30 protein-coding genes and 1 riboswitch are annotated in these 25,632 nt (G+C 47.3%); of the genes, 18 read left to right on the top strand and 12 right to left on the bottom strand.

The window, feature by feature from the left end:
• Window positions 1-12: 12 nt before the first annotated feature.
• Genes cobT through AKN87_RS04985 form a run of 3 tightly spaced genes read left to right on the top strand, consistent with a single transcriptional unit; the run spans window position 13 to window position 2,400 of the window.
• Window positions 13-1,116, top strand: a complete 1,104-nt coding sequence (gene cobT, locus AKN87_RS04995; RefSeq protein WP_053103627.1) for a nicotinate-nucleotide--dimethylbenzimidazole phosphoribosyltransferase — start codon at window positions 13-15, stop codon at window positions 1,114-1,116.
• On the top strand, window positions 1,098-1,667 hold the full coding sequence (locus AKN87_RS04990; protein WP_053102678.1) for a histidine phosphatase family protein: 570 nt from the start codon (window positions 1,098-1,100) through the stop codon (window positions 1,665-1,667). Before cobT ends, AKN87_RS04990 begins: the two co-directional genes overlap by 19 nt.
• Complete coding sequence (locus AKN87_RS04985) at window positions 1,660-2,400, top strand: adenosylcobinamide-GDP ribazoletransferase (protein WP_053102677.1); 741 nt, start codon at window positions 1,660-1,662, stop codon at window positions 2,398-2,400. The genes AKN87_RS04990 and AKN87_RS04985 overlap by 8 nt, the downstream gene beginning before the upstream one ends.
• A gap of 117 nt (window positions 2,401-2,517) precedes the next feature.
• Here the strand turns inward: AKN87_RS04985 and AKN87_RS04980 are convergent, their stop codons facing one another.
• On the bottom strand, window positions 2,518-2,724 hold the full coding sequence (locus AKN87_RS04980) for a hypothetical protein (RefSeq protein ID WP_053100015.1): 207 nt from the start codon (window positions 2,722-2,724) through the stop codon (window positions 2,518-2,520).
• 201 nt (window positions 2,725-2,925) lie between these two features.
• Window positions 2,926-3,117: riboswitch (cobalamin riboswitch) on the top strand.
• A gap of 97 nt (window positions 3,118-3,214) precedes the next feature.
• On the opposite strand from AKN87_RS04980, the gene AKN87_RS04975 reads away from it, so the two are divergent.
• On the top strand, window positions 3,215-5,098 hold the full coding sequence (locus AKN87_RS04975; RefSeq protein ID WP_053102676.1) for a TonB-dependent receptor domain-containing protein: 1,884 nt from the start codon (window positions 3,215-3,217) through the stop codon (window positions 5,096-5,098).
• Window positions 5,099-5,167: 69 nt separating this feature from the next.
• Here AKN87_RS04975 and AKN87_RS04970 read toward each other — a convergent pair whose 3' ends face one another.
• From AKN87_RS04970 to AKN87_RS04935, 9 genes are all read right to left on the bottom strand, one after another.
• Window positions 5,168-5,647: a LabA-like NYN domain-containing protein gene (locus AKN87_RS04970; protein WP_053100013.1), complete on the bottom strand. Its 480-nt coding sequence runs from the start codon at window positions 5,645-5,647 to the stop codon at window positions 5,168-5,170.
• A gap of 97 nt (window positions 5,648-5,744) precedes the next feature.
• A complete protein-coding gene (locus AKN87_RS04965) occupies window positions 5,745-6,449 on the bottom strand; it encodes an SPOR domain-containing protein (RefSeq protein WP_053100012.1) in 705 nt (234 codons plus the stop codon).
• A gap of 3 nt (window positions 6,450-6,452) precedes the next feature.
• Window positions 6,453-8,195: an arginine--tRNA ligase gene (gene argS / locus AKN87_RS04960; protein ID WP_053100011.1), complete on the bottom strand. Its 1,743-nt coding sequence runs from the start codon at window positions 8,193-8,195 to the stop codon at window positions 6,453-6,455.
• A gap of 86 nt (window positions 8,196-8,281) precedes the next feature.
• The gene (locus AKN87_RS04955) at window positions 8,282-10,501 is read right to left on the bottom strand and encodes a primosomal protein N' (RefSeq protein WP_053102675.1); all 2,220 of its coding nucleotides are present in this window, start codon (window positions 10,499-10,501) and stop codon (window positions 8,282-8,284) included.
• A gap of 72 nt (window positions 10,502-10,573) precedes the next feature.
• Window positions 10,574-11,875, bottom strand: a complete 1,302-nt coding sequence (locus AKN87_RS04950; RefSeq protein ID WP_053100008.1) for a glutathionylspermidine synthase family protein — start codon at window positions 11,873-11,875, stop codon at window positions 10,574-10,576.
• 3 nt (window positions 11,876-11,878) lie between these two features.
• Window positions 11,879-12,427 carry a hypothetical protein gene (locus AKN87_RS04945; protein ID WP_053102674.1) on the bottom strand — a complete coding sequence of 183 codons (549 nt, stop codon included), beginning with the start codon at window positions 12,425-12,427 and terminating at the stop codon, window positions 11,879-11,881.
• 106 nt (window positions 12,428-12,533) lie between these two features.
• Window positions 12,534-12,740, bottom strand: coding sequence for a lytic transglycosylase domain-containing protein (locus tag AKN87_RS12490; RefSeq protein ID WP_269414724.1), 207 nt, complete (start codon window positions 12,738-12,740; stop codon window positions 12,534-12,536).
• Window positions 12,700-13,215: a lytic transglycosylase domain-containing protein gene (locus AKN87_RS12485; protein WP_269414722.1), complete on the bottom strand. Its 516-nt coding sequence runs from the start codon at window positions 13,213-13,215 to the stop codon at window positions 12,700-12,702. Before AKN87_RS12485 ends, AKN87_RS12490 begins: the two co-directional genes overlap by 41 nt.
• A 125-nt stretch (window positions 13,216-13,340) precedes the next feature.
• Entirely contained in the window at window positions 13,341-13,799 is a 459-nt protein-coding gene (locus AKN87_RS04935) for an NUDIX hydrolase (protein ID WP_053100004.1), read from the bottom strand.
• Window positions 13,800-14,160: 361 nt separating this feature from the next.
• Here AKN87_RS04935 and icd point away from each other — a divergent pair, with 361 nt between their 5' ends.
• From icd to AKN87_RS04880, 11 genes are all read left to right on the top strand, one after another.
• Window positions 14,161-15,414 carry an NADP-dependent isocitrate dehydrogenase gene (gene icd / locus AKN87_RS04930; protein ID WP_053100003.1) on the top strand — a complete coding sequence of 418 codons (1,254 nt, stop codon included), beginning with the start codon at window positions 14,161-14,163 and terminating at the stop codon, window positions 15,412-15,414.
• A gap of 104 nt (window positions 15,415-15,518) precedes the next feature.
• On the top strand, window positions 15,519-16,085 hold the full coding sequence (locus AKN87_RS04925) for a Smr/MutS family protein (protein ID WP_053100002.1): 567 nt from the start codon (window positions 15,519-15,521) through the stop codon (window positions 16,083-16,085).
• Window positions 16,086-16,200: 115 nt separating this feature from the next.
• Complete coding sequence (aroC, locus tag AKN87_RS04920) at window positions 16,201-17,292, top strand: chorismate synthase (RefSeq protein ID WP_053102673.1); 1,092 nt, start codon at window positions 16,201-16,203, stop codon at window positions 17,290-17,292.
• A 7-nt stretch (window positions 17,293-17,299) separates the two neighbouring features.
• On the top strand, window positions 17,300-18,490 hold the full coding sequence (locus tag AKN87_RS04915) for an MFS transporter (protein WP_053102672.1): 1,191 nt from the start codon (window positions 17,300-17,302) through the stop codon (window positions 18,488-18,490).
• Window positions 18,491-18,494: 4 nt separating this feature from the next.
• Window positions 18,495-19,088: a methylthioribulose 1-phosphate dehydratase gene (locus AKN87_RS04910; RefSeq protein WP_053102671.1), complete on the top strand. Its 594-nt coding sequence runs from the start codon at window positions 18,495-18,497 to the stop codon at window positions 19,086-19,088.
• A 28-nt stretch (window positions 19,089-19,116) separates the two neighbouring features.
• Window positions 19,117-19,668, top strand: a complete 552-nt coding sequence (locus AKN87_RS04905) for a 1,2-dihydroxy-3-keto-5-methylthiopentene dioxygenase (protein ID WP_053102670.1) — start codon at window positions 19,117-19,119, stop codon at window positions 19,666-19,668.
• On the top strand, window positions 19,665-20,342 hold the full coding sequence (mtnC, locus tag AKN87_RS04900) for an acireductone synthase (RefSeq protein ID WP_053102669.1): 678 nt from the start codon (window positions 19,665-19,667) through the stop codon (window positions 20,340-20,342). The genes AKN87_RS04905 and mtnC overlap by 4 nt, the downstream gene beginning before the upstream one ends.
• Window positions 20,343-20,419: 77 nt before the next feature.
• Entirely contained in the window at window positions 20,420-21,001 is a 582-nt protein-coding gene (gene nfuA, locus AKN87_RS04895; RefSeq protein WP_053099987.1) for a Fe-S biogenesis protein NfuA, read from the top strand.
• Window positions 21,002-21,214: 213 nt separating this feature from the next.
• Window positions 21,215-21,493: an integration host factor subunit beta gene (locus AKN87_RS04890; protein ID WP_053099985.1), complete on the top strand. Its 279-nt coding sequence runs from the start codon at window positions 21,215-21,217 to the stop codon at window positions 21,491-21,493.
• Between the two features lie 82 nt (window positions 21,494-21,575).
• Window positions 21,576-21,908 carry a LapA family protein gene (locus AKN87_RS04885; protein ID WP_053099981.1) on the top strand — a complete coding sequence of 111 codons (333 nt, stop codon included), beginning with the start codon at window positions 21,576-21,578 and terminating at the stop codon, window positions 21,906-21,908.
• 107 nt (window positions 21,909-22,015) lie between these two features.
• Window positions 22,016-22,840, top strand: a complete 825-nt coding sequence (locus tag AKN87_RS04880; protein WP_053102668.1) for a hypothetical protein — start codon at window positions 22,016-22,018, stop codon at window positions 22,838-22,840.
• Between the two features lie 86 nt (window positions 22,841-22,926).
• Here the strand turns inward: AKN87_RS04880 and AKN87_RS04875 are convergent, their stop codons facing one another.
• Both AKN87_RS04875 and AKN87_RS04870 read right to left on the bottom strand, forming a co-directional pair.
• A complete protein-coding gene (locus AKN87_RS04875) occupies window positions 22,927-23,505 on the bottom strand; it encodes a YecA/YgfB family protein (RefSeq protein ID WP_053102667.1) in 579 nt (192 codons plus the stop codon).
• Between the two features lie 90 nt (window positions 23,506-23,595).
• Window positions 23,596-24,066: a TlpA family protein disulfide reductase gene (locus AKN87_RS04870; protein ID WP_053102666.1), complete on the bottom strand. Its 471-nt coding sequence runs from the start codon at window positions 24,064-24,066 to the stop codon at window positions 23,596-23,598.
• A gap of 158 nt (window positions 24,067-24,224) precedes the next feature.
• On the opposite strand from AKN87_RS04870, the gene arsC reads away from it, so the two are divergent.
• From arsC to AKN87_RS04855, 3 genes are read left to right on the top strand one after another with little or no spacing between them, the layout of a single operon-like run.
• A complete protein-coding gene (arsC, locus tag AKN87_RS04865; RefSeq protein ID WP_053102665.1) occupies window positions 24,225-24,578 on the top strand; it encodes an arsenate reductase (glutaredoxin) in 354 nt (117 codons plus the stop codon).
• Entirely contained in the window at window positions 24,575-25,171 is a 597-nt protein-coding gene (wrbA, locus tag AKN87_RS04860; protein ID WP_053102664.1) for an NAD(P)H:quinone oxidoreductase, read from the top strand. The genes arsC and wrbA overlap by 4 nt, the downstream gene beginning before the upstream one ends.
• Before the next feature lies 1 nt (window position 25,172).
• Entirely contained in the window at window positions 25,173-25,580 is a 408-nt protein-coding gene (locus AKN87_RS04855) for a DUF2069 domain-containing protein (RefSeq protein ID WP_053102663.1), read from the top strand.
• Window positions 25,581-25,632: the final 52 nt, after the last annotated feature.

Here is a 25,632-nt window from a genome sequence, read left to right as displayed (position 1 = left end):
CAGCAGTTTTTTATCAACGAATTTTTAGCCAGTTATCGTCCGCAACCGCTATCAGTGGCGGCTGAGGCGGCAGCTAAGGCACATAATCAGCAGTTAACTAAACCCCAAGGTGCTCTAGGTCAGTTAGAAGCCATAGTGCTGACGTTAGCTAAACAACAAAATACGGCCAAGCCGGCAATCAAGCAGCCATGGATTAGTATTTTTGCCGCCGACCATGGGGTGGTGGCTGAAGGTGTTTCAGCCTACCCACAAAGTGTGACGCGGCAGATGTTAGTTAACTTTGTACAGGGCGGAGCGGCGATTAGTGTCTTAGCTCGTCAGCAGCAAGCGCAGCTAGAAGTGATTGACTGCGGTATGGTGGAGTCAGAGCCGGCTTTATCGGGTGTGCTGCATCAGCCAATTGCCCAGGGTACGGCCAACTTATTACAGCAAGCAGCGATGACTTCAGCGCAGTGTCAGCAAGCACTGACGATTGGTCGACAAGCGGTGTTACGGGCGCAAGCCAATGGGGCTGATTTATTGATTGCTGGAGAAATGGGAATTGGTAATACCACCAGTGCAGCGGCCTTAGCGGTTGCGGCTTTAGATTTACCAGCCGTGCAACTAGTTGGAGCCGGCACCGGCTTAGATGCCGCAGGCGTACAACATAAACAAGGGGTTATTGAGCAAGCCATTGCGCGAGCGATTTCACAGCAGCCCAGCAGCGCTGCAGAGCAGGCGGAATATTGGCTTACCCAAGTCGGTGGTTTTGAAATTGCTGCGATGACTGGCGCTTATCTCGCCTGCGCTGAGCAGGGGATCAGTGCTTTAGTTGATGGGTTTATCAGCAGTGTTGCCGCGCTGTACGCGGTGCGTATTAGTCCGGCGGCTAGAGAGTGGATGCTCTTTAGCCATCAGAGTGCTGAGCCCGGGCATCAATTGGTCTTGCAGGCATTACAGGCTCAACCTTTGCTGCAGCTAGGCATGCGTTTGGGAGAGGCTAGTGGCGCCGCTGTGGCGTTAGGTTTATTACGGACTGCTTGCTTGCTCCACGGTGAGATGGCTACTTTTAGTCAAGCGGCGGTTGATCAGCAGCTGCCCGCAAGCGATGGTGCAGTATGCAACTCAGCCTTTTAAGACATGGTGCTACCGAACTAAGTGGCGCCTTTCGCGGCAGTTTAGATGATCCGCTGACTACTCAAGGTTGGCAGCAAATGTGGCAGGGAGTACACGCATTGAGCGGTGTTGAGCAGTTAGTGAGCTCACCGTTACAGCGCTGTTGCTTATTTGCTGAAAAGCTAGCCTCCCAGCAGCAGCTGCCCTTAACACTAGATGCGAACTGGCAAGAGCTGCACTTTGGTGACTGGGAAGGTAAAACTGCAGCTGAGTTAATACAAACAGCAGAAGCTGATTTGACCCAGTTTTGGCAGGACCCACTGCACTTTACGCCGCCTAATGCAGAGCCGTTAACTGCATTTATCCAGCGTATAGAAGCTGCCTTAGCCCAATTACAAGCAGCTTGTAAGGGCAAACATGTGTTGTTGATTAGCCATGGTGGCGTGATGCGCTATTTATTACTAAAAGCCCGTGGCTTGCCACTCAGCCACTTGCTGCAAATTGAGGTGCCCCATGGCAGCTTATTTACGATTGATTACAGGCATTCGTTAGATGGAACGGAACATGTTTAGATTTAAAATTGCGCTGCAGTTTTTAACCCGCTTTCCAGTGCAGTTATCGCGGATGCCAACCGATCAAGAAATTGCTAACTCGCTGGTTTGGTACTCAGTGATTGGCGTGCTAATTGGCGGCTTAATGGCCATCACTGGCTATTTGTTAGCCGCACTGCCGGGATATATTACCGCCGCTTTAGTGTTGACCCTGTGGATTGTCTTAACCGGAGCCTTGCACTTAGATGGTTTTGCCGACACGGTAGATGCTTGGGTAGGTGGTTATGGGGTACGTGAGCGTACTTTAGAATTAATGAAAGACCCAAACTGCGGCCCGATGGCAGTGGTTGGGGTGTTTTTATTGTTGCTACTAAAATACGTTTGCTTAATTTATTTGCTCGAGCGTCAGGCCTATCAATGGTTAATTTTGGTGCCTTGGGTTGCGCGTTTAATGGTGGCGTTATTGTTTGTTAGTACCAATTATATTCGCCCCCAAGGATTAGGCGCAGCGCTGGCCAGTTTTCAGCTAACGATTAAACGCGTGCTGTTTTTTGCCCTGCAGTTTTTGCTGATGGCATGGTTTTTAGGGCCTACTACCTTAGGTATTACCCTAGTGGGATTAGCGGTATTATTTGCCTGGCGAACGGCGATGGTAAAGGCGTTGGGCGGCATTACTGGAGATGTGGTAGGAGCGCAAATTGAAATTACTGAAGTGGCCGCTTTATTTTTTTTAGTGATTAGCTGCGTAATGTAGTCTATTTAATACTCAGCAATAAAAAAACGCGTGCACTGCCTTTTAAAAAAAGGGGGCACGCGTTTTGGTTTAAATACTTAGTGTGCAGTGATAAACACTGACTTAAAGTGTTGTGGGCTATTTGCTGGGTTTGCTTGGTGGCTTGCGGTTGGCTGCAGTAGAACGACGAAAATAGCTGATATTTTGCTGGCCGCTTTTGCCGGTAGGTACTTTTTCAACTTTGCCGCCTTTCTTTAAAAAGGCTGCCATTTTCTTGGCTAAATCATCGCTACTTACTTCAACTTCTTCAGACTTCGTTTTAGCATTTCCACGAGTGTTGCTCATGACGATCCCTCCAGTGAAGACTCAGATGAAGTTGCTATTATAGCAAAAATCTATTTTTAATTCAAAAAATGATAGATTTCATATATTAAAGATGCTAGGCCTTTAGCATAAAGGGTTATTAATTAAGCAAAATTAGGGCCAAATTGGCTGAAAAATCATCAGCATTCTTGACCTTCAGTCGGCCGCGGCTTATCGTGCGCGCAGAATTTTTGTTTACAAGGTGAAGATCAGTTAGTAGCGATCTTCTTAAAAGGGAAGTGAAGCCCAAACTCACGCTGCCCCCGCAACGGTAAATAACCCTAAGGCGCCTCAAAACCACTGGCTGATGCATAGCTGGGAAGGGAGGACATCGCCTGTTATAGCCCGGAGACCTGCCTTGTAGCCGTTGATAGATGTTGCGGAGGGCGACATCGTCATAAGTAGCTGGGCCTGGCCTGGCTATTTGTGTTTTTTTGCCCTCCTCAAAAAGTCACTTTTGAGGACCTTTTACATGAAACGCTCTCGCTTGGCACTTGCCATTGCCGCCTTACCTTTAGCCGCTGCTGCCGAATCTTCGGTGGATTATGAGCAGGCGCTTAAACTCCCCAACACTGTGGTTACCGCTAGCCGCACCGCCCAAGACAGTAAAGAAACCACAGCGGCCGTCACCGTATTTACCCGCGATGATATCGAACGCCTACAGCCGGTTAACGTAGCAGATTTGCTAAGCCGAGTGCCTGGGGTGCAAGTGCAGCAAAGCGGTGGTCGGGGTAGTGCAACGAGTGTAATGATTCGAGGCACCAGCAACAAGCAAAGCTTAGTGTTAGTGGACGGGGTGCGGGTAGGTTCAGCCTCAGCAGGTGGTGCGAGTTTGCAGCACCTTAACCTTGAACAAATTGAACGCATCGAGGTACTGCGTGGTGCTCGCTCGGCAGTGTATGGCGCAGATGCGATTGGTGGGGTGATTCAAATCTTTACTCGCCGCGGTAGCGAAGGGCTGCAAGGTCGGGTGCGGGTAGCAGCTGGTAATAAAGGATTGTGGGAGCGGAGCTTGGGCTTATCCGGCGGCGACCAACAAACGACCTTTAACCTGAGCGCTAGTTTAGATGAGATGAGTGGTTTTGATCGTACTCATAAGTCATTTGATTCTGATGCTGATCATGATGCGTACCGTAACAAAGCCTTTAGCTTTAGCTTGGCCCATGCCTTTACTGATCAAGTTAAAGCAGGGGTTAACTTCTTAGAGCAGCGGGGTAAGACGGAGTATGATAATCCTAGTGGTCGTTATGACATTGCTAGTAAAAAAAGTGTTCCAGCAGAACCGTATGATAAGTTTAAAGTAAGCTCTACAGCAGCTTATATTGAAGTACAAGCAACAGAACGGTGGAATACTCGTCTTACAGCAGGTCATAGCGAGGACAAAGGCAATAGCTACGATAAGCTGTACTCAACAGTGGATGATTTTAACACTTATCGTGATTCTGCTGACTGGACGAACACACTTGTTTTAACAGATAGCCAAACTTTGCGTTTTGGGGCTGACTATCTTAAGGATAAGTTACGCAGTACCACTCAATACGCAGAGAGTAGTCGTTGGAATCAAGCGGCCTACATCCAGCATAGCTATGAAAGTGAGTTGTTGAGTACTGAATTAGGTGTGCGGCATGATAAAAACCAACAATTTGGGAATAAAAATACTTGGAATGCAGCTCTCACATTTCCTATTGGTGATCGTAACGATTTAACTTTAGCTTACTCTGAAGGTTTTAGAGCACCTACTTTTAATGATTTGTATTGGCCCTTTATGGGAAATGAAGAGCTAAAACCAGAAGAATCTAAAGGTTATGAGTTGCAGTTACGCAGTCAGATAGCTGAGGACTTGCGCTTAGAGGCGTCGCTTTATCAGCTTAATGTTAAAGACTTGATTGTTTATGATCGTGACTCAAAATTCATGCAAAATATTAATAAAGCCCGCATCAATGGCTTTGAAGCGTCTTTGCTGCATAAAATTTATGATTTAGATGGCTTGTTAAATATCAGTATTATTGACCCGCGTGATCGTAAATCAGGGCATCAATTACCACGTCGTGCTAAGCGCACCTTAAGCTATGACTTAGATAAGCAGCTCGGTGCTTTTGGCATGGGCGTTACCTGGAAGCTAGCAAGTAGCAGTTATAACGATGATAAGAACACTAAAACTATCGCTGGTTACGGCACGCTAGATTTACGGGGCAGCTGGCAAGCCAATGATGAGCTGGGTTTTGATCTGCGTTTAGGCAATATCTTTGATAAAGGTTATACCCGTGCTCAGTACAGCTATCAAGGTAGTAACTATGGCTACCGCGAAGATCCCTTTACCATTCGCTTAGGCTTAACCTGGACACCTAACTTGTAATAGCGAGCTAAGTAAAAAATGGCAGCTTATGGGCTGCCATTTTTTATGCTTAGAATTTATCGAGCTGGATTAACGGGGCAGTAATAACGACTGATCAATTGCAATAAAACTATCGGCAGCACGCACTAAAGATAATGCGGTAAGCGGCGGCACACCATAAACCACCGTCTGGGTTTGATGGCGTTGTTTGAGTTTTTCTAGCAGTAAATCAAAATCGCCATCGCCGGAAGCCAATACCAGAGTGTCAGCTAAGGGCGCGTACTCTAGCGCATCTAAGGTGATGCCCACATCCCAGTCGGCTTTAGCGCTGCCATCGGCGCGTTTAACAAAGGGTTTGAGTTTTACCTCAAAACCAATGGCCCGTAAAATATTTTGAAACTGCCGCTGTTTTTCATCGCCGCGTTCGGTGGCATAGGCAATGGCTTTAACCACTTGGCGATTAGCCGTTACCTGTTGCCAAAACTGGTTGTAATCAAAACTGGCTTGATAGGCTTGGCGGGTGGTGTAGTAGATATTTTGCACATCCACCAAAATGACCACTTTTTCCATGCTAAAGATCCTTAAGTAAGCCGCCAGCAACTAGGGGCAGCGGGTTGAGCGCGGCAGGTAAATAAAAAAGCCCGCGGTGAGGCGGGCTTGGTGAGGGCTAGCCCCCTTTGCGCTGCTGTAACAGTAAGCTATTAAAACCACTGGCAGATAAGGTTTTTTGTGCTGCTTTCACTTGATCTTGGCTAGCGTAAGGACCAACTAACACACGGTGCCAAGTTTTATCGGCAACGACCCCTTGTTCAATGCGCACACTTTGGCCGGTCATTAGAATTTGCGCGCGCACACTATCGGCTTTATCGCGAGTAGGGAAAGAACCCGCTTGCAAGTAGTACAGCGTGGTCGGTTCTGGCTTAGGTTTGGCCGGTGGTGGCGGTGGAGTTTTACCCTCTAAAATCGCCAAGGCTCTTGCAGCATCGGCTTTGCGTGCCTCTTCACGGGCTTGCTCTTGCTTGGCTGCTTCTTCCGCTTTAGTTGGCGCCGGAGGTGCTTTTTCTGGTAAGGCTTCGGCCGGCACAATCACTTCTGACTCAGACAGCAACGTATAAAACTCAAACTTAGGCTTAGTTGTGTCTGGGGTGGGTGCGTCTGTTTTTGGCGTAGAGGGTTGAGTTGTGCCTGCGGTTTCATCCGTTGGGCGCTGAATTGACTCATCACCTGGCTTAAGATTGCTAAGCAAGTTGATCAAAAACACAATCATGCCGCCTAAGGCAATCCAAATAATCGGCGACACAGGTTTTTTCACCGGAGTGGCCGCAGAGCGGCTTGCTCCTCTGCGGGCGGTAGTTTTTTTACGGGCAGCCATTGCTTACATACGCTCCAAAGTATTTAAGCCGAGTAATTCAAGTCCTTGTTTTAAAGTACGTCCGGTTAAGGCCGCTAGTCGTAGACGACTGTGCTGAGTACTTTCTTGCTCGGCGGTTAAGATGGGACAATTTTCGTAGAAACTTGAGAATTGTCCAGCTAAATCGTACAGGTAGGTGCATAAGGTATGGGGTGTGCCTTTGTCGGCAACTTGCTGCAGTACCTCGGCAAAACGCGCCAGACTGCTGGCCAAACTTAGCTCCTGCTCAGCTTCTAATTGCATGCTGCCAGGCAGGGCTGCATCCATAGTTAAACCGGCTTTACGAAACACACTGGCAACCCGGGTGTAAGCGTAGAGTAAATAAGGCGCGGTATTTCCTTCAAAGCTCAGCATTTGCTCAAAGTTAAAGCTGTAGTCGCTGCTGCGGTGTTTGCTGAGGTCAGCATATTTGACTGCGCCAATTCCCACAGAATGAGCCACTTGTTGCAGCTCATCCTCATTGAGTTCAGGGTTCTTTTGTTTAACTAGCTGATAGGCGCGCTGTTCGGCTTCATCTAATAAATCAATCAGCTTAACGGTGCCGCCATCACGGGTTTTAAACGGACGGCCATCGGCCCCGTTCATGGTGCCAAAGCCCATGTGCTCTAATTGCATCGCTGGGCGCACAAAGCCTGCTAAGCGGGCTAGGCTAAAGACCATTTGAAAGTGCAGTGCTTGGCGTTGGTCAACAAAATACAGTACTCGATCGGCCTGCAGTTGATTGTTGCGATAGCGCATTGCCGCAAGGTCAGTGGTGGAATACAGATAGCCACCATCGGCTTTTTGCACAATGATCGGTAAGGGATCGTTGTCGGCGTTTTTAAACTCATCCATAAACACGCACTGGGCACCGGCATCTTCGGTGAGTAAGCCTTGATCTTTTAGCTCTTGTACAATAGTGGCTAAATCAGGGTTATAAAAGCTTTCACCCTTTACATCGTCCATGCTCAGTTTAACGTCTAAGCGATCATAAACCGCTTGGCAGTGATTGAGTGAGACCTCATTAAAGCGCTGCCATAGGCGCAGGCAATCCTCATCCCCAGCTTGCAGCGCAACTACAAGTTGACGGGCACGGTTGGCAAACTCAGGTGACTCATCAAAGCGTTGTTTTGCTGCGCGGTAAAACTCTTCAAGGTCAGCTAACTCAGCTTGGCTATCAGCGCCTTGCTCTTGCATATAAGCCAGCAACATTCCAAATTGAGTGCCCCAGTCGCCGACGTGGTTTTGGCGAATGACGTGATCGCCTAAAAACTCTAAAACCCGGGCTACTGCATCACCAATAATGGTTGAGCGTAGGTGGCCGACGTGCATTTCTTTGGCTAAGTTGGGTGAGGAAAGGTCAATCACCACCGTTTCCGCCGGTGATTTTTTAGCAATGCCTAGGTGCTCATCGGCTAAGGCGGCATCAAGGCGCTCGGCTAAGGCTTGGCTATTTTGAAAAAAGTTTAAAAAGCCAGGTCCGGCAATTTGCACTTGGCTAATTTGTGGATCTTGGGGTAGAGCTTGAATAATTTTTTCGGCCAGATCGCGCGGCTTCATTTGCGCCGGCTTCGCCAACATCATCGCAATATTACAAGCAAAATCACCGTGCGCTTTATCGCGGGTGTTTTCTACTTGAATATTGGGAGTCAGCTCCTTCGGTAAAACTCCTTGCTCAGTCAGTTGATTAAGGGCGTGTTGAACGAGATGACGGATGTGGTTTTTCATAAATAGGCTCTAAATAGTCGATGACGCACGATGCTAAAAACGGGCTATTATCGGTGGCTTTGCCCTTGCTCTTCAAGTCGGATTAATTAAAACAGCTCGATTGGGTCAACATCAACAGACCAGCGTACACTTCGGGCACTGGGTAAAGGCTCTAAATTATGCACTAAGGCGTTCACTAAACAGTGCAATTGGGTGCGCTGGGTACTTAGCAGTAGCAACTGTGCGCGATGGCGGCCTTGACGCCGCTCCATGGGGGCAGGTACTGGGCCTAGCAGTTCAACTTCAGGACAGTCTAAGCTCAGCTGCAGCTGTTCAGCCAAGGCATGGGCCTGCTCAAGAAATAAATGCCCTTGCTCTGGCTTGACTGATTCTGCGCGCAGTAACACCAGATGACTAAATGGCGGCATCAGGGCGTGGCGACGTTCTTCTAGGGCTTGTTTAGCAAAGGCAAAGTAACCTTGCTCGGTGAGTTGCACCAATAGCGGATGATCGGCAAGGTGGCTTTGGATAATCACCCGGCCCGGTTCAGCCGCGCGTCCGGCGCGTCCTGCAACTTGCAGAATCTGTTGCGCCATGTATTCACTGGCGCGAAAATCGGCAGAAAATAATCCACCATCGGCATTTAAAATTGCCACCAAGGTCACTTTCGGAAAGTGATGGCCTTTAGCCAGCATTTGCGTGCCTAGCAAAATACAGGGTTGGCCTTGGTTAATAATTTCAAGCATGCCTTGCAGAGCGCCTTTGCGTGCGGTGCTGTCTCGATCAATGCGTAACACCGGAGTATCTGGAAACATAATGGCTAGGCGTTCTTCGGTGCGTTCAGTGCCGCTGCCAATGGGGCGTAAGTCTAGATGTTGGCACTTAGGGCAATGGTGTGGACGTGGCTCGATATGGCCGCAGTGGTGGCAGCGTAATTCGTTATAGCGTTGATGTAAGGTTAAGCGAGCATCGCAGGCATGGCAGTGACTAATCCAACCGCAGTCGTGGCACATCAAGACTGGGGCAAAGCCACGGCGGTTTAAAAACACCAGCACCTGTTGGTCTGCAGCTAAAGTCTGGCGCATCTCTTTTTGCAGCGCTTGGGAAATACCCGCATCCAGTGGCAAGTGTTTAATATCTAACCGAATAAAGCTAGGCTCAGCCGCTTGGCCAGCGCGTTGCGTTAGCTTGAGTAACGTATAGCGGCCTTGTTGGGCATTGTAGAGGCTTTCTAGGGATGGGGTCGCCGAGCCTAAAACAATTGGAATCTTCGCTTGCATGGCCCGCACAATCGCCACATCACGGGCGTGATAGCGCAAGCCTTCTTGCTGCTTATAGGAGCTGTCGTGCTCTTCATCAATAATAATCAGGCCTAAGTTGGGCATTGGAGTAAACAGCGCCGAGCGGGTACCAATGACAATATCCGCCTCACCGCTGTTCGCTTCGATCCAACCGTCTAAACGCTGGCGATCATTCACTTCAGAATTAAGCAGAGCAATCTTGGCCTTAAAGCGTTGGCTAAAACGCTGAATGGTTTGTGGGCCTAAGTTAATTTCTGGAATTAACACCAGCACTTGCTGGCCTTGGGCCAAGCAATGTTTAATTGCTTGTAGATAAACTTCGGTTTTACCGCTTCCGGTCACCCCGGCCAATAAAAACACCTGAAACTGCTGCAACTTATCTAAAATAGCCGCTAAAGCGGCTTGTTGCTGCTCATTGAGCGTTAACTCTGGCTGGGCAAGCGTTGGACGTGGCTTTTGCGCCAGGTTAAATACTTGCTCGCGGCAGACGGCAAGCTGTTTGCTGGCCAGTTTATCGAGCAAGTCTTTGCTTAACCCAAATTGCCCCAGTTGCGTATGGGCAAGACCTTGGGGGTGCTGCAATAGGGTGGCAAGGGCGTACTGCTGTTTGGGCGCTTTAGCAATGGCAGGATCGGTAACCTGGGCATCGGGGAGGGCGTGCCAGAAGAGACTAGGTTTTTTGCTGGCGGCTTCGCCTTGGCGCAGTAACACCGGCAACGCCCAGTTAAAGGTATCACCGAGGCTGTGGTGATAATACTTGGCGCTCCATTGGCAGAGGCTAAATAAGCTTTTGGGAATAAGCGGCGTTTGATCGAGCACAGCCACAATCGGTTTTAGTTTATTTTGCGGCACTTCGCTGTGGCTAACCACTTCAACCAAAATGCCAATCAGCTCGCGGTTAGCAAAGGGAACCTTGATTCTAATGCCCGGTTGTAACTGCATGGGATCTACGGCATTACCCGGTAAGTAATCAAAGAGCCGTCGCAACGGTGAAGGTAAAGCAAGACGCAGATACAAAGCAGACACAGTTAACTCCAAACGCCGCCAGAGAGCATAAAGCCCACAAAGTGGGCTTTAGTTGAACATCCATGGCGCATGTTAAGCTTCGCTTAGCACATGGGGGGCAAATAGTTCATAGCCGGTTCGGGTGACTAACTCAGATTTAGGCATAATCCTAAAAGCCAAGGTAGATGGGCTCATATGAAACTTATTCTGTTCTTTGTAGCTACTGACCCACATACAGGCAATCAGATTTGAATACTGATCTAGCGGATAGTGCTCAAGATACGCTTGATACACCGGCGCACCGCCATAGTATTCGGTTTCATCATAAAGCAGCTGCTGATTTGCATCGATTACCTGAATCCCATCGCCACCACGTCCCAACGCATCTTTAGCAATGTAACGCTTGCCTGCTAAGCGGCTAGGGTCAAGGTACGTCGGTACTAAGGCAAAGTTGTCGCTGACACTGAGTTCATTGTGTTCAATAAGATCGGTAACAAACGCCAGAAAGCCTTTATTTGACATAAACCAGCGCCAGGCAGGCTCGACAAAGCGCACTTTTTGATACCAGTATTCCCATCCAGTAAAAATCGATGAATGGCCGGATTCGAGTAACTCTTCCCAAGGAATCAGCGCATAGATTAAATCTAGGTTATAGCGTGTGCCATGCTCATCGATGATATTAAAACTGTTGTCGAGCAACTCAAAGTCCAGCTGATCTTTATTTAAAATAAAGGTTTTGCGCTCTCCCTCTTTTGAGAGCAGGCTGGCCATGTATTCAATGGTGGCGGTATCTTCAGAAACAATATCTAAATTCTCGCCTAATGCGGCAACGGTTCTGGCTTGGCGAAAGCCCTCATTTACCACCGCTTGTGACTCTTCCCAGTGGCTATTAAAGGTATCGCGCTCTAACAGCTCACCGACGGCATTGGTAAAGTACAGGGAGTCGGCGTACATCGAAGGGGTGTCGCCATTAAACTCGATGACTTGCAGCTGACCTTCAGCATTAACCATCATATCAAAGCGCCCTGATACCGCAGGCTGGCGCTCTTGCCAGGTGGCGCGAGCATAGTCGATAAAGTAAGGATGCTTGCTGAGGGTAGGACCAAGCATCCACTGCTTAATCTGTTCATTGGGCAGGCTAAATAGCTTGGTCAGGGCCGTTTCAAATACTTGGCACACTTCTTCCATTTGCGCCTCAAATGATTGGGCGGCGTTTATGTCGACTTCTAGGGTGTTTTGCAGTGAGCGTACTAAGTCAGCGCGGTACTCTTGTAAGGACTCATCGGTACACATCGCAATGGTGTAGGGAATCTCATGCTCAAAGTAGTCTGCAAGTATTTGCTCAATATCTGAGTCCGAGAGTGCCGAGCCAATGTTGCGAATAATGGCGCCCATGGTTTAGCCCCCAAACGCAGAGCGTGAGGTAGAGCGACCAGAATTAGATTTATTAAAGGCCCGCTGGTTGGTACTGGCTTTACTGCCAGTGGCACGGTTTGATGAAGACACTGAAGAGGCGCGATTAGCACCGCTGGCCATGGATTGCGCGCGGCTGCGGCTTTGCTGATAACCGGCGGCAGAGGTGGTTTTGGATTTGCCCATACCGCTCATGGCGTTGGCAATTAAACTACCTAACAGCACCCCGGTACCTGCAGCGAGCATGGTGCTAATAAAGCGATCAGAGTCACTGGTAGCATTTGGGTTTTCACGGATCAGTTCAACTACACGGTTGCCATTTTCATCTTCGGTGAAGTACGCATCAACAATGCTAGGATCTTTAACCTGCGCTTCGGCTAAGTAGGCGCGGAGCTCTTCTTGCTCTTCGGTGGTGGCTAAGGGTTCGGCGATGTATTGCTGATCGAAGTTATCGTCATTGCCGCAACCAGCCAAAATCGACAGTGAGGCGGCAAGAATAGAAAGCTTTAAAGTAGATGAAGAATATTTACGCATGAAAAAACCTTTACTAATAGATGTTAGTTAACTAGATGGGGCTATTTTGACAGAGCTCAAGCGAAAAAACACCGACGCTTTAGCTTAAGGCGGATTAGTCGCAGGGTTAACGGTAGCGATCCATGAGAATTCCGACCCGATTGACATAGGCTTGGGTCTCAGCGTAAGCCGGAATTCCGTTATAGCGCATGACTGCGCCGGGCCCTGCGTTATAGGCCGCCGTGGCTAAGCGGGTGTCATTATTAAAGTGCTTGAGCATTTGGGCTAAATACTTAACCCCCACCTTTAATGTTTTGCTCGGGATCATAGGCATCAATGACACCTAACTCAGCGGCAGTGGCTGGCATTAATTGCATTAAACCCTGAGCGCCAACCCGTGAGCGTGCATTGGGGTTAAAAGCCGACTCAGCATGGATGACTGCCTTTACCAAAGCAGGATCAACATTATAGTATTTAGCGTAACGCTGAATATGATGATCATATTGCTGGGTGTGTAGGGCAGTGGTACGCCAGTTAACGCTAGAATTCACATTACAGGCATAACAGTCAAAGCGTAAGACTTCAAATTGGGTGTTTTTCGGCCGGTTATCGCTAAAGGCAACCACCCCATTGTGGCGGTATTTATACACTGTGGTGGTACCAGAGCTAGCTTGTGCTGAACTTTTGGGCGCATTGGTAAACTCGACACGACCATCAGCATGCATGGTCTTTTGAATCGCGCTGGCATGGGCAACTGGCCAACCAAGCGTGAAGTATAGTAAGGCTATACGAAGCACGTTTAATTTCATGAGAACTCGCCTTTTAGCTTGCTCTTCTGTAAGGCTGAGCTTTTGCCAAAACGTTGTTTGGCATCAGCTTAGTATAGGTCTGTACTAATTTTAGAAGGAAATGGCTAATCCTCAAGTCTGCTTATTCAGAGTGCTGTATGTTGTGTGATGCCTTTTAAGAGCTCAAGCGAATACAATGAGCCAGCCAGAAAATCATCAATGCTTTTTAGCAGTAGTGGGCTACGCCATAAGGGCTTTAATGCCAGTAACTCTTCACGGGTTAGCCATTGAGGCTGAATAATTTCCGCTGATAATTCGGCATCGGTAATTTGTTTTATTGGTGTGGCCGCAAAACAGACTCGCTGATAAGTGACGCCATTAGCTGCTTGGTAAAGATAGATCCCAATTAGGTGGGTAATGGTAACTTGCCAGCCGGTTTCTTCTAAGGTCTCACGCAGGGCGGCTTGCACTAGACTTTCGTCTTGCTCAAGGTGGCCGGCCGGTTGGTTGATTACCTCTTGTCCGCGACTGATTTCACGTACACATAAGAAGCGATTCGCTTGATGCACCACACAGGCAACGGTGATATGGGGAGTGAATTTCATAGGCGTAGTTAAAGCGTCACAATTACATGGAAGAATGGAGAAAATTGCTCGACAAAAGCAATAATCTTTAGCGAATCTAAGAGCTTACACTAAATGCTAAGTCGATTAAGCCTTAGAGTTTATTTGGACTCTATGGCATAATGAGTCGCTGTTAAAAGCTAGAAAAAATGTAGTGCTTAGAATTTATCGCTACATTTGTCCTACAGATAAAGCATGTATCCTTTAAACACAGGCTTTGACTGAAGTAACACGCTAAGGGAGCAGCGTTTAGCCAACGCAAAGCTGAACACTGCATGATCAAGATTTCATCTGTCAGGCTATACGCGTGACAGTAAACGACCACGTAAAGACGGAGTCCAGCATGGGATACCAAAAGATCCAAGTGCCAGCCGGTGACAAAATCACTGTAAATGCCGATATGTCCTTAAATGTACCGAATAATCCAATTATTCCATACATCGAAGGTGACGGAATTGGTGTAGATATTAGCCCTGTAATGATTAAAGTGGTCGACGCTGCAGTAGAAAAAGCGTACGACGGTCAGCGTAAAATTTCTTGGATGGAAGTTTACGCGGGTGAGAAAGCAACTCAGGTGTACGACTCAGAAACTTGGTTGCCACAAGAAACATTAGATGCAGTACGTGACTACGTTGTATCAATCAAAGGTCCATTAACCACGCCAGTGGGTGGTGGTATTCGTTCATTAAACGTTGCTTTACGTCAGCAGTTAGACCTGTACGTTTGTCAGCGTCCAGTACGCTGGTTTGACGGTGTGCCTAGCCCTGTTAAGCGTCCGCAAGATGTAGATATGGTGATCTTCCGTGAAAACTCAGAAGATATCTACGCGGGTGTTGAGTGGCAAGCAGGTACCCCTGAAGCAGAAAAAGTAATCAAGTTCTTAACCGAAGAAATGGGTGTGACCAAAATCCGCTTCACTGAAGGCTGTGGTATTGGTATTAAGCCTGTTTCTGAGCAAGGAACTAAGCGCTTAGTGCGTCAAGCCCTGCAATACGTAGTGGACAATGATCGTGATTCATTAACCATCGTGCACAAAGGTAACATCATGAAGTTCACCGAAGGTGCCTTCAAAGAGTGGGGTTACGAAGTAGCGCGCGATGAGTTTGGTGCAGAATTGCTAGATGGCGGTCCTTGGATGCAGTTCAAGAACCCAAAAACTGGCAAAAACGTTATCGTTAAAGACGCCATTGCCGATGCGATGCTACAACAAATTCTGCTGCGCCCAGCAGAGTATGATGTGATTGCAACCCTTAACCTGAACGGTGATTACCTATCTGATGCGCTGGCAGCAGAAGTAGGCGGTATCGGTATTGCACCAGGTGCTAACCTGTCTGATAACGTTGCAATGTTTGAAGCAACGCACGGTACAGCGCCTAAGTATGCGGGCCAAGATAAGGTGAACCCAGGTTCATTGATTCTGTCAGCAGAAATGATGCTGCGTCACATGGGTTGGACCGAAGCTGCTGATCTAGTGATCAAAGGTATTAATGGTGCAATCGGTGAGAAAACAGTAACTTACGACTTCGAGCGTTTAATGGATGATGCGACTTTATTATCCTGCTCTGAGTTTGGCGATGCGATGATTGCTAAAATGTAATCTCACTCGTTAGAGTTAAAAACGCCCTAGCTTGTCTGGGGCGTTTTCGTTTGTAATTGAAGAACTTAGGCAGATAGCCGTCACTGAAATAAAAGGTAGTGGTTATGAGTGATGATGATTTTTCTCTGTTTGCCGAGCAAATGCAGGGCGTGCGCCGGATTAAGGTGGATCAAGCCGATACCGGTAAAGCTAAACAAGATCGGCAAAATATTCAGTTAAACCGCCAGCGGGCACTTACGGCCACCGAAGTAACGGTGGTGGATGGTTTGTCGGATCAGTTTATTTTAGATGTTACCCCAGAAGAAGAATTGTTTTGGAAGCGCGAAGGGGTGCAAGATGCTCAGATTCGGCGCTTAAAAGCGGGTTTGATTCCCTTTGAAGGGGGAATTGATTTACATGGGATGCGCGTTGAGCAAGCCCGTACGCTGTTGTGGGATTTTTTAGCTGAAGCTAAGCAATTTGAAGTACGCTGTGTACGCATTACCCATGGTAAAGCAGCTAAGCTTGATGGCTCTAAACCCATGCTAAAAAGCCATGTCAATACCTGGCTACGACAGCATCCACAGGTACTGGCCTTTTGTTCCTGCCAAGCTAAGCACGGCGGGGCTGGCGCAGTCTATGTGTTGCTCAAGCGCAACATGATGGACGGGCGTGAAGAAAGCCTGTTGTAAATTAAATTGTTCAAATGATTCAGCATTAGCCGTTCTGGGCTTAATCCGTGCTTTTATATAGTTATTTTGCTACGGGTTACCTATACTGGCGCTATTTTATTGGGGAGCGGCGAGTATGTCGGGTAATAGTATTGGGCGGTTGTTTACAGTCACCACCGCCGGTGAAAGTCATGGGCCTGCTTTGGTGGCAATTGTGGATGGTTGCCCACCTGGCTTGCCTTTATCTACTGAAGATTTGCAGTTGGATTTAGACCGTCGTCGTCCCGGTACTAGTCGCTATACCACTCAGCGCAATGAAGCCGATAGTGTGGAAATTTTATCAGGAGTATTTGAGGGTAAAACCACCGGTTGTCCAATTGGCTTGTTGATTCGCAATACCGATCAAAAGTCTAAAGACTACTCAGCGATTAAAGATTTATTTCGTCCAGCCCATGCTGATTATACCTATCATCATAAATACGGTGAGCGTGATTATCGTGGTGGTGGGCGCAGTAGTGCCCGTGAAACTGCGATGCGTGTGGCTGCAGGAGCGATTGCGAAAAAATACCTAGCGACCCAAGGGATTAAAATTCGTGGATTTATGAGTCAGTTAGGGCCAATTGAAATTCCTTTTCAAAGCTGGGAGTTTGTTGAGCAAAACCCATTTTTTAGTCCCAATGCTCAATTAGTGCCTGAGCTTGAGCGCTATATGGAGCAGTTACGCCGTGATCAGGACTCCGTGGGAGCAAAGATTACTGTGGTTGCTGAAGGGGTCAAGCCTGGGCTTGGTGAGCCAGTATTTGATCGCTTAGATGCTGAGCTAGCACACAGTTTGATGAGCATTAATGCGGTAAAAGGTGTAGAAATTGGGGATGGGTTTGCCAGTGTTGCCCAGCGTGGCACCGAGCACCGCGATGAGCTGACGCCTGCAGGCTTTGTCACCAACCATGCCGGTGGCATTTTAGGCGGCATTTCTTCAGGGCAACTGATTGTTGCACATTTAGCCCTTAAGCCAACCTCAAGTATTACTACGCCAGGCCGCACCATCACCAAAGACGGTGAACCAGTCGAGATGATTACTAAAGGTCGGCATGATCCTTGTGTAGGGATCCGGGCGACGCCTATTGCTGAGGCAATGATGGCAATTACGTTAATGGATCACTTACTGCGTCAACGCGGGCAAAACGCCGAAGTGCAGGTGAGTACTCCCATTTTAACTCAGCAATAATTAGTCAATGGCCCAGCCTGAGTTGCCGTATTGGCGCCTATCAAGCTTTTATTTCTTTTATTTTGCTTTATTAGGCGCCACTGCACCTTTTCTGCCACTGTACCTCGATTACCTTGAGTTTAGTCCCGAGCGCATCGGAGAATTAGTGGCTATCCCGATGTTGATGCGCTGTTTAGCGCCTAATCTATGGGGCTGGCTTGGTGATAAAACAGGTCAGCGTTTGAGAATTGTACGGGTAGGGGCTGCCTGTACCTTGGTCTTTTTTAGCTTGATTTTTTTTCGACAAGATTATTATGGATTAGCCTTGGTGATGCTGGGGCATGCTTTTTTTTGGCATGCGATTTTACCGCAATTTGAAGTTATTACCTTTAGCCACCTTGGAACTGATACCGCGCGTTATAGCTCGCTGCGGCTGTGGGGCTCGGTAGGCTTTTTGTTATTTGTAATTGTCTTTGGTTATGTGTTTGCTGGGGTAGGGCTTGGAATTTATCCGCTGACGGTGGTTAGCGTGATGCTGGGTATTTTCCTCAGCAGTTTATTGGTGCCAGAGCCACCAAAGATGCAGTCCAATGAAGCACGCCATCCAGCAAGAAGCTCATTTAAAGCCTTTTTACGAGAGTTACAGCAGCCTAAATACTTGGCGTTTTACGGTTTAATTGGGTTAATGCAGCTGTCTCACGGACCCTACTATACGTTCTTAACTCTGTATTTAGAGCAATTAAACTATCCAAGAGCTTGGGCCGGATGGTTTTGGTCGTTAGGGGTGTTGGCAGAAATTGGCATCTTTATGTTGATGCCACGTTTACTTAACCGCTTTAGCCTAACCCAGGTGCTCATGGCTAGTTTAGTTATTGCTGCCGTGCGCTGGCTAATTTTAGGTACTGCTGCTGAATACCTGGTTTGGCTATTAGTTGCGCAACTGATGCATGCTGCCACCTTTGGTAGTTTTCATGTCGCGGCGATGCAGTTTATTCAAAAAAATATGCCCACGGCATTTCAAGGGCAGGCCCAAGCTTTTTATGTGTCTGCTTCAGGTGCAGGGGCGGCTTTAGGTGCATTATATGCGGGCTATAGTTGGAGCAGCTTAGGCCCTACCGTTACCTATTACATTGCCGCTATTATCGCGTTGCTAGCCGTTGGGTTGGCGCTGCGTTTTTTACCACAGGAACCAACTCGTGAGTCGATTAATAACCCGTGAAGCCATGGCTCAATCATTGATTGAGGCCGGTCACTTTTTGTATCAGCAGGGCTGGTCGCCGGCCACTAGCAGTAATTACTCCCATCGGATTAACTCAGAGCAAGCACTGCTAACGGTTTCTGGTAAGCATAAAGGTCAATTAACTGCCGATGATTTGCTGGCGGTGAATTGGCAGGGCGTAAGTTTAGAGCCGGGCAAAAAACCTTCGGCCGAAACTTTACTGCATACCCAGCTTTATCAGTGGAAACCAGAAGTAATGGCGGTGTTACATACCCACTCGGTGAATGCCACGGTGCTTTCTCGGTTAGAGCAAGGTGAGCAATTGGTATTGCAGGGCTATGAGTTGCAAAAAGCCTTCCACGGGATCACTACCCATGAATCAACCCTTTACCTGCCAATTTTTGAAAATAATCAAACGATTCCAGAGCTAGCGCAGCAAGTAGCTGTTTGGTTGGCGACTGATCCTATCTGCCCCGGTTACCTGATACGTGGTCATGGTTTATATACGTGGGGTACAAGTATGCAAGAAACGCTACGTCATTTAGAGGCGTTTGAGTTTTTATTTGCCTGTGAGTTAAAGCTGCGTAGCTTGCGTTAATTAATGATTTATACAGTAGGAATTTAGTATGAGTTGCTTAGCTATTTATTTATCGAATGAGCCTATTCAGCCAATTAAACTGCTCAATCATTTAGAAGATATTCAAACCGAGCTGGGTAAGGTGGGGGTTCGTTTTGAGCAGTGGCAGACCGTTTCAAGTATTCAGGCAGGGACTGATCCAGCAGCTGTCTTAGCCGCGTATGCCGAACCGATTCAGCGCTTGCAACAAGAGCAAGGCTATCAAACTGTTGATGTAATTAGCATGGATGAAAAGCATCCAGAGCGTGAAACCTTACGTCAAAAGTTTTTAAGTGAGCATCAGCATGCAGAAGATGAGGTACGGTTTTTTGTTGCTGGCCAAGGCTTATTTAGTTTGCATATCGCAGATTTAGTGTATGTAGTGCTGTGTCGTCGTGGTGATCTAATTTCAGTGCCCGCTGGAGTTAAGCATTGGTTTGATATGGGTGAGCGGCCGCACTTTGTGGCGGTGCGCTTATTTAATAATCCAGAGGGTTGGGTGGCTAACTTTAGCGGTGATGCGATTGCCGATGAGTTTCCGCGGCTTGAGGATTTTTTATGACCATTAAAGCCATTGTCACCGATATTGAAGGCACCACCAGTGCGGTGAGCTTTGTGTTTGAGGTGTTATTTCCTTACGCTAAACAGCATTTACCTGTTTTTTTGCAGAGTCATCAGCAAACAGTAGAAGTGGCGCAACAGATTCAAGCGGTCCGAATCGAGGCCAAAGAGCCTGAAGCTGATTTAGCAAGGGTGATCGAGCTACTGCTGGAGTGGATTGAGCAAGACGTTAAAAGCACGGCGTTAAAAGCATTGCAAGGCATGGTCTGGCAGCAAGGGTATTTATCAGGGGAAATTAAAGGCCATGTGTATCCCGATGCGGTACAGCAATTGCGTGCTTGGCATACTCAAGGGTACCCACTTTATGTTTACTCTTCTGGCTCAGTACAAGCGCAAAAATTAATTTTTGGTTGCTCTGTGGCCGGTGATCTAACGCCATTATTTTCGGGTTACTTTGATACTACCGTAGGGCATAAGCGTGAGGTGGAATCCTATCTGGCCATTAGTCAGCAAGTTGGAGTAGCACCTGAGCAAATTTTATTTTTATCCGATGTAGTACAAGAGTTAGATGCTGCAACTGCCGCAGGAATGCAGGTTTACGGCTTAGCCCGTGAGGGCGGTGTATTGGGCGATTACCCAACAGTAGACAGCTTTGCACAGATCCAGTTAAGTTAAATCCGAGCAATTTACTAGGTCTTTATTCTTGCACGCAGAGTGCGTACACTAACTGCATTGTTTAAGAGGGTTTATTGATGAGTGAAATTACAATTACTGAGTCAGCTCAAGAATATTTAGCTAACTTACTGAAAGATCAAAATACCCCAGGTATTGGTGTGCGTATTTTTATTACCCAGCCGGGCACACCTTATGCTGAAACCTGCTTAGCTTATTGTCGTCCTGGCGAGCAAAAACCAGAAGATAAACCCATGGCTTTTGCTGAGTTTACCGCGTGGATTGATGGCGTCAGTGAAACTTTTTTAGAAGATGCGGTGGTTGACTATGCCAGCGATCGTATGGGTGGTCAGCTAACCATTAAAGCACCCAATGCTAAGGTGCCCATGATTAATGATGATAGCCCTTTAACTGAACGAGTTAATTACTATTTGCAAACCGAGATTAATCCCGGTTTAGCCAGTCATGGCGGGCAGGTAAAGTTAATTGATATTGAGGATGGGGTGGTGATTTTACAGTTTGGTGGCGGTTGCCAGGGCTGTGGTCAGGCAGATTTTACCCTTAAAGAAGGTATTGAGAAAACCTTGCTTGAGCGTATACCAGAGCTTAAAGGGGTGCGTGATGTAACCGATCACTCTAATCGTGAAAACGCTTATTACTAGTGGCTGTGCCTTAGCTTAACTAGAATAACCCGCGCCCTGCCATGCAGGGCGTTTTTGTAGCTGCTAACTAAATCTAGTAACTAATTGAATTGTAATGTATTTTGTATGACTAACTCAGGAGGCTAAGCATCGCTATAAGCTAAGCAAGCAGTGCCGAGTGCTCAAGAGTAGGCTGACCTCAAAGGCCTAGTGCAATCCTAGATGGAGGCTGTCATGACTAAATCAGAATTAATTGACCGGATTATTAACCAGCATCCGCATTTAATGGTGCGTGATGTGGATCAAGCGATTAAAGAACTGTTGGAGTTGATGTCAAAAACGTTAGCTCAAGGCGAGCGCATTGAAGTGAGAGGGTTTGGTAGTTTTTCATTAAATTATCGAGCCCCACGTATGGCGCGCAACCCTAAAACGGGTGAGCGAGTGCCTTTGGCGGCTAAGTACGTGCCGCACTTTAAGCCCGGCAAAGAATTACGCGAGCGAGTGAATGACTAAGCCAGACGAACATAAAGTCACTGCTGCTATACTGCCAGTGGTGAACTAACCTGTAGCGCAGAATGAGCAGATAGGACGGATGATGAAAAAGTTTAAACAAGTTATTTTGTTAGTGGTGGCACTGTTGTTAGCAGCGGTGGTGATTTTATTTATTTTAGAGAACCGGGCGCCAGTCAGTGTGCATCTCTTTAAATACAGCACGCCAGAATTACCAGTTGCTTTGTATATCACTTTTTCTCTAATTTTGGGCTTGATTTTAAGCCCGATATTTACTTGGTTACCGCTTAGTCGTTTGCGTTTGAGTAATCGTAAACTACGTAATGAAGTAAAAACTTTAACTGAACAAAATCATGCCTTAACTAAGCAGTTAGTGCAGCCCACGACTGCAGAGTTAATTGTGGTTGAAAAACCATAAATAATCCTTTGATTTGCGCTTGGTTACAGAGTTTTAACTGAACTTTTATGCTTATAAACAGCCTTTATCTGTACGAATTACACAACAGAATGCAATAGGGAAGGACTATGAAGAAATTACGTTATGCTGGACTTTCGCTAGCAGTGGCATTAGCCGTTGCTGGTTGTAACGCAGGGTTTGGCACCAAGGACAGTAACAGCCAGAATGCTCCTGAGCAGAAAGTATCAGCTAGTAAAGTTACGCCTCTAGCCTGGGATAAAACTCAGCCCTTTGCGAGCTTTAATGCATCTCAAGCCGAGCAGCAGCAACAAGTGAATTATGTGCTGCAAAATGCTCAGCGTTTAGAGTTAGAAAAACTCTATATTGCCGCTAATACCGCCTTTAAGTTAGAGCGTTTAGAGGATGCAGGGTTACTATTTTATGCGGCAATTTTACGCACTGAAGCTGATATTGATAAGTATCCGCCAGCGGGTAAGGGTGAAGCCTCGCCTGTGCCTTATCTGAACTTTTTAGCAGTGAATAGTGCGGCACGCATCGATCAGGCCTTATCGTTTAACCCTGATCAATATGACGCTGTGCTAAAGCGGTTTTCCGCTTGGAACTGTCAAGCGCCGAGTGATTATAAGCCGAGTTGGGAATACTCAGCAGTCAACCCCAATGCGGAGTCTTGTGAGGTAATTAAGCGTAAGCGCGTAGTTCCTATGCAACGTTTAGCTAAGTTATTTACTAATCCAGAGTATCGCGCCAATGTGGAAAAACTGCGGGATTACTTGATGTTAGATCAACAGCAGCAAATGCAAGAACAAGCGATCGCGACACGTAATCAACGTTTACAAAGCATGCTAGATTATGAAAAACAGCAAAATACCCCAGGTATAGCGGCTGCATTATTACGCAGTCAACAGCAGGATGGACAAGAAACCAAGCAATAAAAGCTAAGTCTAAACTCGATCAATTAAAAAGCGGTGATTACCGCTTTTTAATTAGATATCTAGAGGTGAATCTAGTGATTCATTGCTTATCGTTTAAGCAAGGCCGGCTTCTCGTCGGGGGCATTAAACAGTAAAAACAGCGCCGTTAAAATCTCGGGGATTTGCTCAATCATACTGTCAACCAACTCATCATCTTTTAAGAAGTCAGCAAACTCTGGTTCATCATCAAATAAACCAGAGGCAACCATAATTGGGAGTAAGAGCTCACTGACTTCATCTTCTGATTTAGCAAACCATGCTTGTTCTTCCATAAACACGCCTTCCATAAAGCCAATGCACCAGCTGCGCAGGTCACTGAGGTCGGGGTCGTCGCCAAGGTACAGCTCGCATGGCAACTCCATATCGTCATCACTGGCTAGTTGACGCGCAATCTGATTTTTTAGCTGAACTAACGCATCTTCAATTTGGGCTTTCTCATTGGCATCTTGATAAGCGGGTTCTTCAGCAAATAGCTCATCAATCCATTCTCGTTGCGGCATCTTTACCGGAGAAATGCACAAGGCGGTTAAGTAGCCATTAGACGCCATAAAATCGAGCGCTTCATCATGCAGGTCGTCGGCGTCTAGAAAAACTTGCAGTTGGTTTAGTTGCTCAGAAAAAGACATGTAATGCTACCTAGTGGTTTGAAAATTGAATGTAGATGCTGATTGTAGTCGAGCACCCGCTGTAGGGCTAGAGAAAAGCATAAATAGCCGTTATTCCGGTTTTCTGCTCCAGCCCATGCGAACTAAGGCCTCGATAATTTGCTCGGCTGTTTGCTCGCCCAATAAACGAGCAATGGTTTCACCATCAGGATGAATCAGGTAAGTGACTGGCAAGCGATCCGTCGCTTCTAGGCGAAAACGAGCAGCGGGGTCCTCTTGAAAAACCCTAAACTGAATGCCCATTTGCTCACTGGCTTGCTTTAAAAAATCACCTTGGAGTTGATCATAATTAACCCCAAATACTTTGACGTTACTGGCCGCTAAGGAGTCAGCCAGTTGGTTGAGTTGAGGAATTTCTCGCCGGCAAGGTGCACACCATTCTGCCCAGTAATTAATGACCAGCCAGCGCCCGGCTAAATCAGTCACCAAAATGGGCTCACCCGTTTGATCGTTACCCATATCAAGAGGTTGCATGCAGGCCGATAATAGTAAGGCTATGCAGCCGAGCAGTAACTTTTTCATCCAAAGGTCATCCTATAAGTGCTAGATGGAAAGGCATAGTGTAAAGCGATTGGCGAATTTCTTCAGGGGCGAGGCACCTTAGCGGATTAAACGGTAGAATAGCTATAACAATTTAACTAAGCCTTTACGTAAGCTAAGAACACACTTTAGGAGGCACTATGAGCGACATTATTTTGTATCATAATCCACGCTGCAGTAAGTCACGGGCGGCCGTTGAGTTTCTTGCAGAACGGCAGATCACGCCAGAAGTGGTGCTATATCTTGAGCAGCCGTTAAGCGAGTTGCAGCTGACTGAACTATTAAGTAAGTTGGGCATGAGTGCACGAGAGTTAATGCGTAAAGGCGAAGCAATTTATCAAGAGCTTAATTTAGCCAATCTTGAGTTATCGGAGCAGCAATTGATTCAAGCTATGGCAAAGCATCCTAAACTCATTGAGCGCCCCATTTTAGTGGTTGGTGAGCGCGCAGCGATAGGTCGTCCCACTGAAAACTTTTTGGAGATTTTGCCGTGACTACGCCCTATGTTTTAGTGTTGTATTACAGCCGCTTTGGGGCAACCGCAGAAATGGCCAAATACATTGCCCGTGGTATTGAACAAGCAGGGATTGAAGCCCGAATTAGAACAGTGCCGGCTGTTTCTACAGAGTGTGAGGCGGTGGCACCGAGTATTCCAGCAGAGGGCGATATTTATGCCAGCTTAGAAGATCTGCAGCATTGCGCAGGCTTGGTGCTAGGCAGCCCGACTCGGTTCGGTAATATGGCAGCGCCGCTTAAATACTTTTTAGACGGCACCAGTAGTTTGTGGCTGACCGGGGCTTTAGTGAATAAGCCCGCGGCAGTGTTTACTTCGACCTCAAGCTTACATGGCGGGCAGGAAACAACGCTGCTGAGTATGATGTTGCCTTTGCTGCACCATGGCATGTTAATTACCGGAGTGCCCTACAGTGAACCGGCCTTACTCAATACACAAGCGGGTGGTACACCCTATGGCGCCAGTCATTTAGCTGGAGCAGATTCTAAGCGTGCGCTTGATCAAGATGAAATTGCCATCTGTAAAACCTTAGGTGAGCGGGTTGGGCATCTTGCCCGACAGTTGGAGCGATAAAATGGCTAAGGCTAAAAAAGCGTTACCTTCGCTAGAGTGGCTGCAGCCACGGCTTAAACTAAGCCATCGCTTGAGCATTATCTTTGTTCTAGGTTTAGTGGTTTTATTGGCAGTGTGGAATTTGTTTTATGCCAATCTGCATGGGGCCCGTACTTGGGTCATTATGCTGATTGAATTAGTGCCACTGGCGATAGTTTTGCCCGGAATTTTGCTGGGCAATGCACGGGCCCATGCCTGGATGTGTTTTATTGTTAACCTGTACTTTATTAAAGGAGTAGTTGCGACGCTAGATCCCAGTCGTTTTTGGCTAGGGATGATAGAGATCTTATTGAGTGTGGGGTTATTTGTGAGTGCTATGCTCTATACGCGCTGGCGTTTTCAATATAACCGCAAACTGCAGGGCGAGTAATCTAGAGTTTCAACCAGCGAGCAGTTAGTTCGCTGGTTGAAACTCTGTGTTA

Origin of the sequence: Thiopseudomonas alkaliphila (genome assembly GCF_001267175.1) — a bacterium.
GTDB lineage: Bacteria > Pseudomonadota > Gammaproteobacteria > Pseudomonadales > Pseudomonadaceae > Oblitimonas > Oblitimonas alkaliphila.
Note: the sequence above shows the minus strand (reverse complement) of the source record. Positions and strands in the feature narration are given on the sequence as shown.

Coding starts and splice junctions, on each gene's coding strand:
- AKN87_RS04990 (WP_053102678.1), top strand. CDS start 1,098: ATGCAACTCAGCCTTTTAAGACATGGTGCTACCGAACTAAGTGGCGCC.
- AKN87_RS04985 (WP_053102677.1), top strand. CDS start 1,660: ATGTTTAGATTTAAAATTGCGCTGCAGTTTTTAACCCGCTTTCCAGTG.
- AKN87_RS04980 (WP_053100015.1), bottom strand. CDS start 2,724: ATGAGCAACACTCGTGGAAATGCTAAAACGAAGTCTGAAGAAGTTGAA.
- AKN87_RS04975 (WP_053102676.1), top strand. CDS start 3,215: ATGAAACGCTCTCGCTTGGCACTTGCCATTGCCGCCTTACCTTTAGCC.
- AKN87_RS04970 (WP_053100013.1), bottom strand. CDS start 5,647: ATGGAAAAAGTGGTCATTTTGGTGGATGTGCAAAATATCTACTACACC.
- AKN87_RS04965 (WP_053100012.1), bottom strand. CDS start 6,449: ATGGCTGCCCGTAAAAAAACTACCGCCCGCAGAGGAGCAAGCCGCTCT.
- argS (WP_053100011.1), bottom strand. CDS start 8,195: ATGAAAAACCACATCCGTCATCTCGTTCAACACGCCCTTAATCAACTG.
- AKN87_RS04950 (WP_053100008.1), bottom strand. CDS start 11,875: ATGGGCGCCATTATTCGCAACATTGGCTCGGCACTCTCGGACTCAGAT.
- AKN87_RS04945 (WP_053102674.1), bottom strand. CDS start 12,427: ATGCGTAAATATTCTTCATCTACTTTAAAGCTTTCTATTCTTGCCGCC.
- AKN87_RS12490 (WP_269414724.1), bottom strand. CDS start 12,740: ATGCCTATGATCCCGAGCAAAACATTAAAGGTGGGGGTTAAGTATTTA.
- AKN87_RS12485 (WP_269414722.1), bottom strand. CDS start 13,215: ATGAAATTAAACGTGCTTCGTATAGCCTTACTATACTTCACGCTTGGT.
- AKN87_RS04935 (WP_053100004.1), bottom strand. CDS start 13,799: ATGAAATTCACTCCCCATATCACCGTTGCCTGTGTGGTGCATCAAGCG.
- icd (WP_053100003.1), top strand. CDS start 14,161: ATGGGATACCAAAAGATCCAAGTGCCAGCCGGTGACAAAATCACTGTA.
- AKN87_RS04925 (WP_053100002.1), top strand. CDS start 15,519: ATGAGTGATGATGATTTTTCTCTGTTTGCCGAGCAAATGCAGGGCGTG.
- aroC (WP_053102673.1), top strand. CDS start 16,201: ATGTCGGGTAATAGTATTGGGCGGTTGTTTACAGTCACCACCGCCGGT.
- AKN87_RS04915 (WP_053102672.1), top strand. CDS start 17,300: ATGGCCCAGCCTGAGTTGCCGTATTGGCGCCTATCAAGCTTTTATTTC.
- AKN87_RS04910 (WP_053102671.1), top strand. CDS start 18,495: ATGGCTCAATCATTGATTGAGGCCGGTCACTTTTTGTATCAGCAGGGC.
- AKN87_RS04905 (WP_053102670.1), top strand. CDS start 19,117: ATGAGTTGCTTAGCTATTTATTTATCGAATGAGCCTATTCAGCCAATT.
- mtnC (WP_053102669.1), top strand. CDS start 19,665: ATGACCATTAAAGCCATTGTCACCGATATTGAAGGCACCACCAGTGCG.
- nfuA (WP_053099987.1), top strand. CDS start 20,420: ATGAGTGAAATTACAATTACTGAGTCAGCTCAAGAATATTTAGCTAAC.
- AKN87_RS04890 (WP_053099985.1), top strand. CDS start 21,215: ATGACTAAATCAGAATTAATTGACCGGATTATTAACCAGCATCCGCAT.
- AKN87_RS04885 (WP_053099981.1), top strand. CDS start 21,576: ATGAAAAAGTTTAAACAAGTTATTTTGTTAGTGGTGGCACTGTTGTTA.
- AKN87_RS04880 (WP_053102668.1), top strand. CDS start 22,016: ATGAAGAAATTACGTTATGCTGGACTTTCGCTAGCAGTGGCATTAGCC.
- AKN87_RS04875 (WP_053102667.1), bottom strand. CDS start 23,505: ATGTCTTTTTCTGAGCAACTAAACCAACTGCAAGTTTTTCTAGACGCC.
- AKN87_RS04870 (WP_053102666.1), bottom strand. CDS start 24,066: ATGAAAAAGTTACTGCTCGGCTGCATAGCCTTACTATTATCGGCCTGC.
- arsC (WP_053102665.1), top strand. CDS start 24,225: ATGAGCGACATTATTTTGTATCATAATCCACGCTGCAGTAAGTCACGG.
- AKN87_RS04855 (WP_053102663.1), top strand. CDS start 25,173: ATGGCTAAGGCTAAAAAAGCGTTACCTTCGCTAGAGTGGCTGCAGCCA.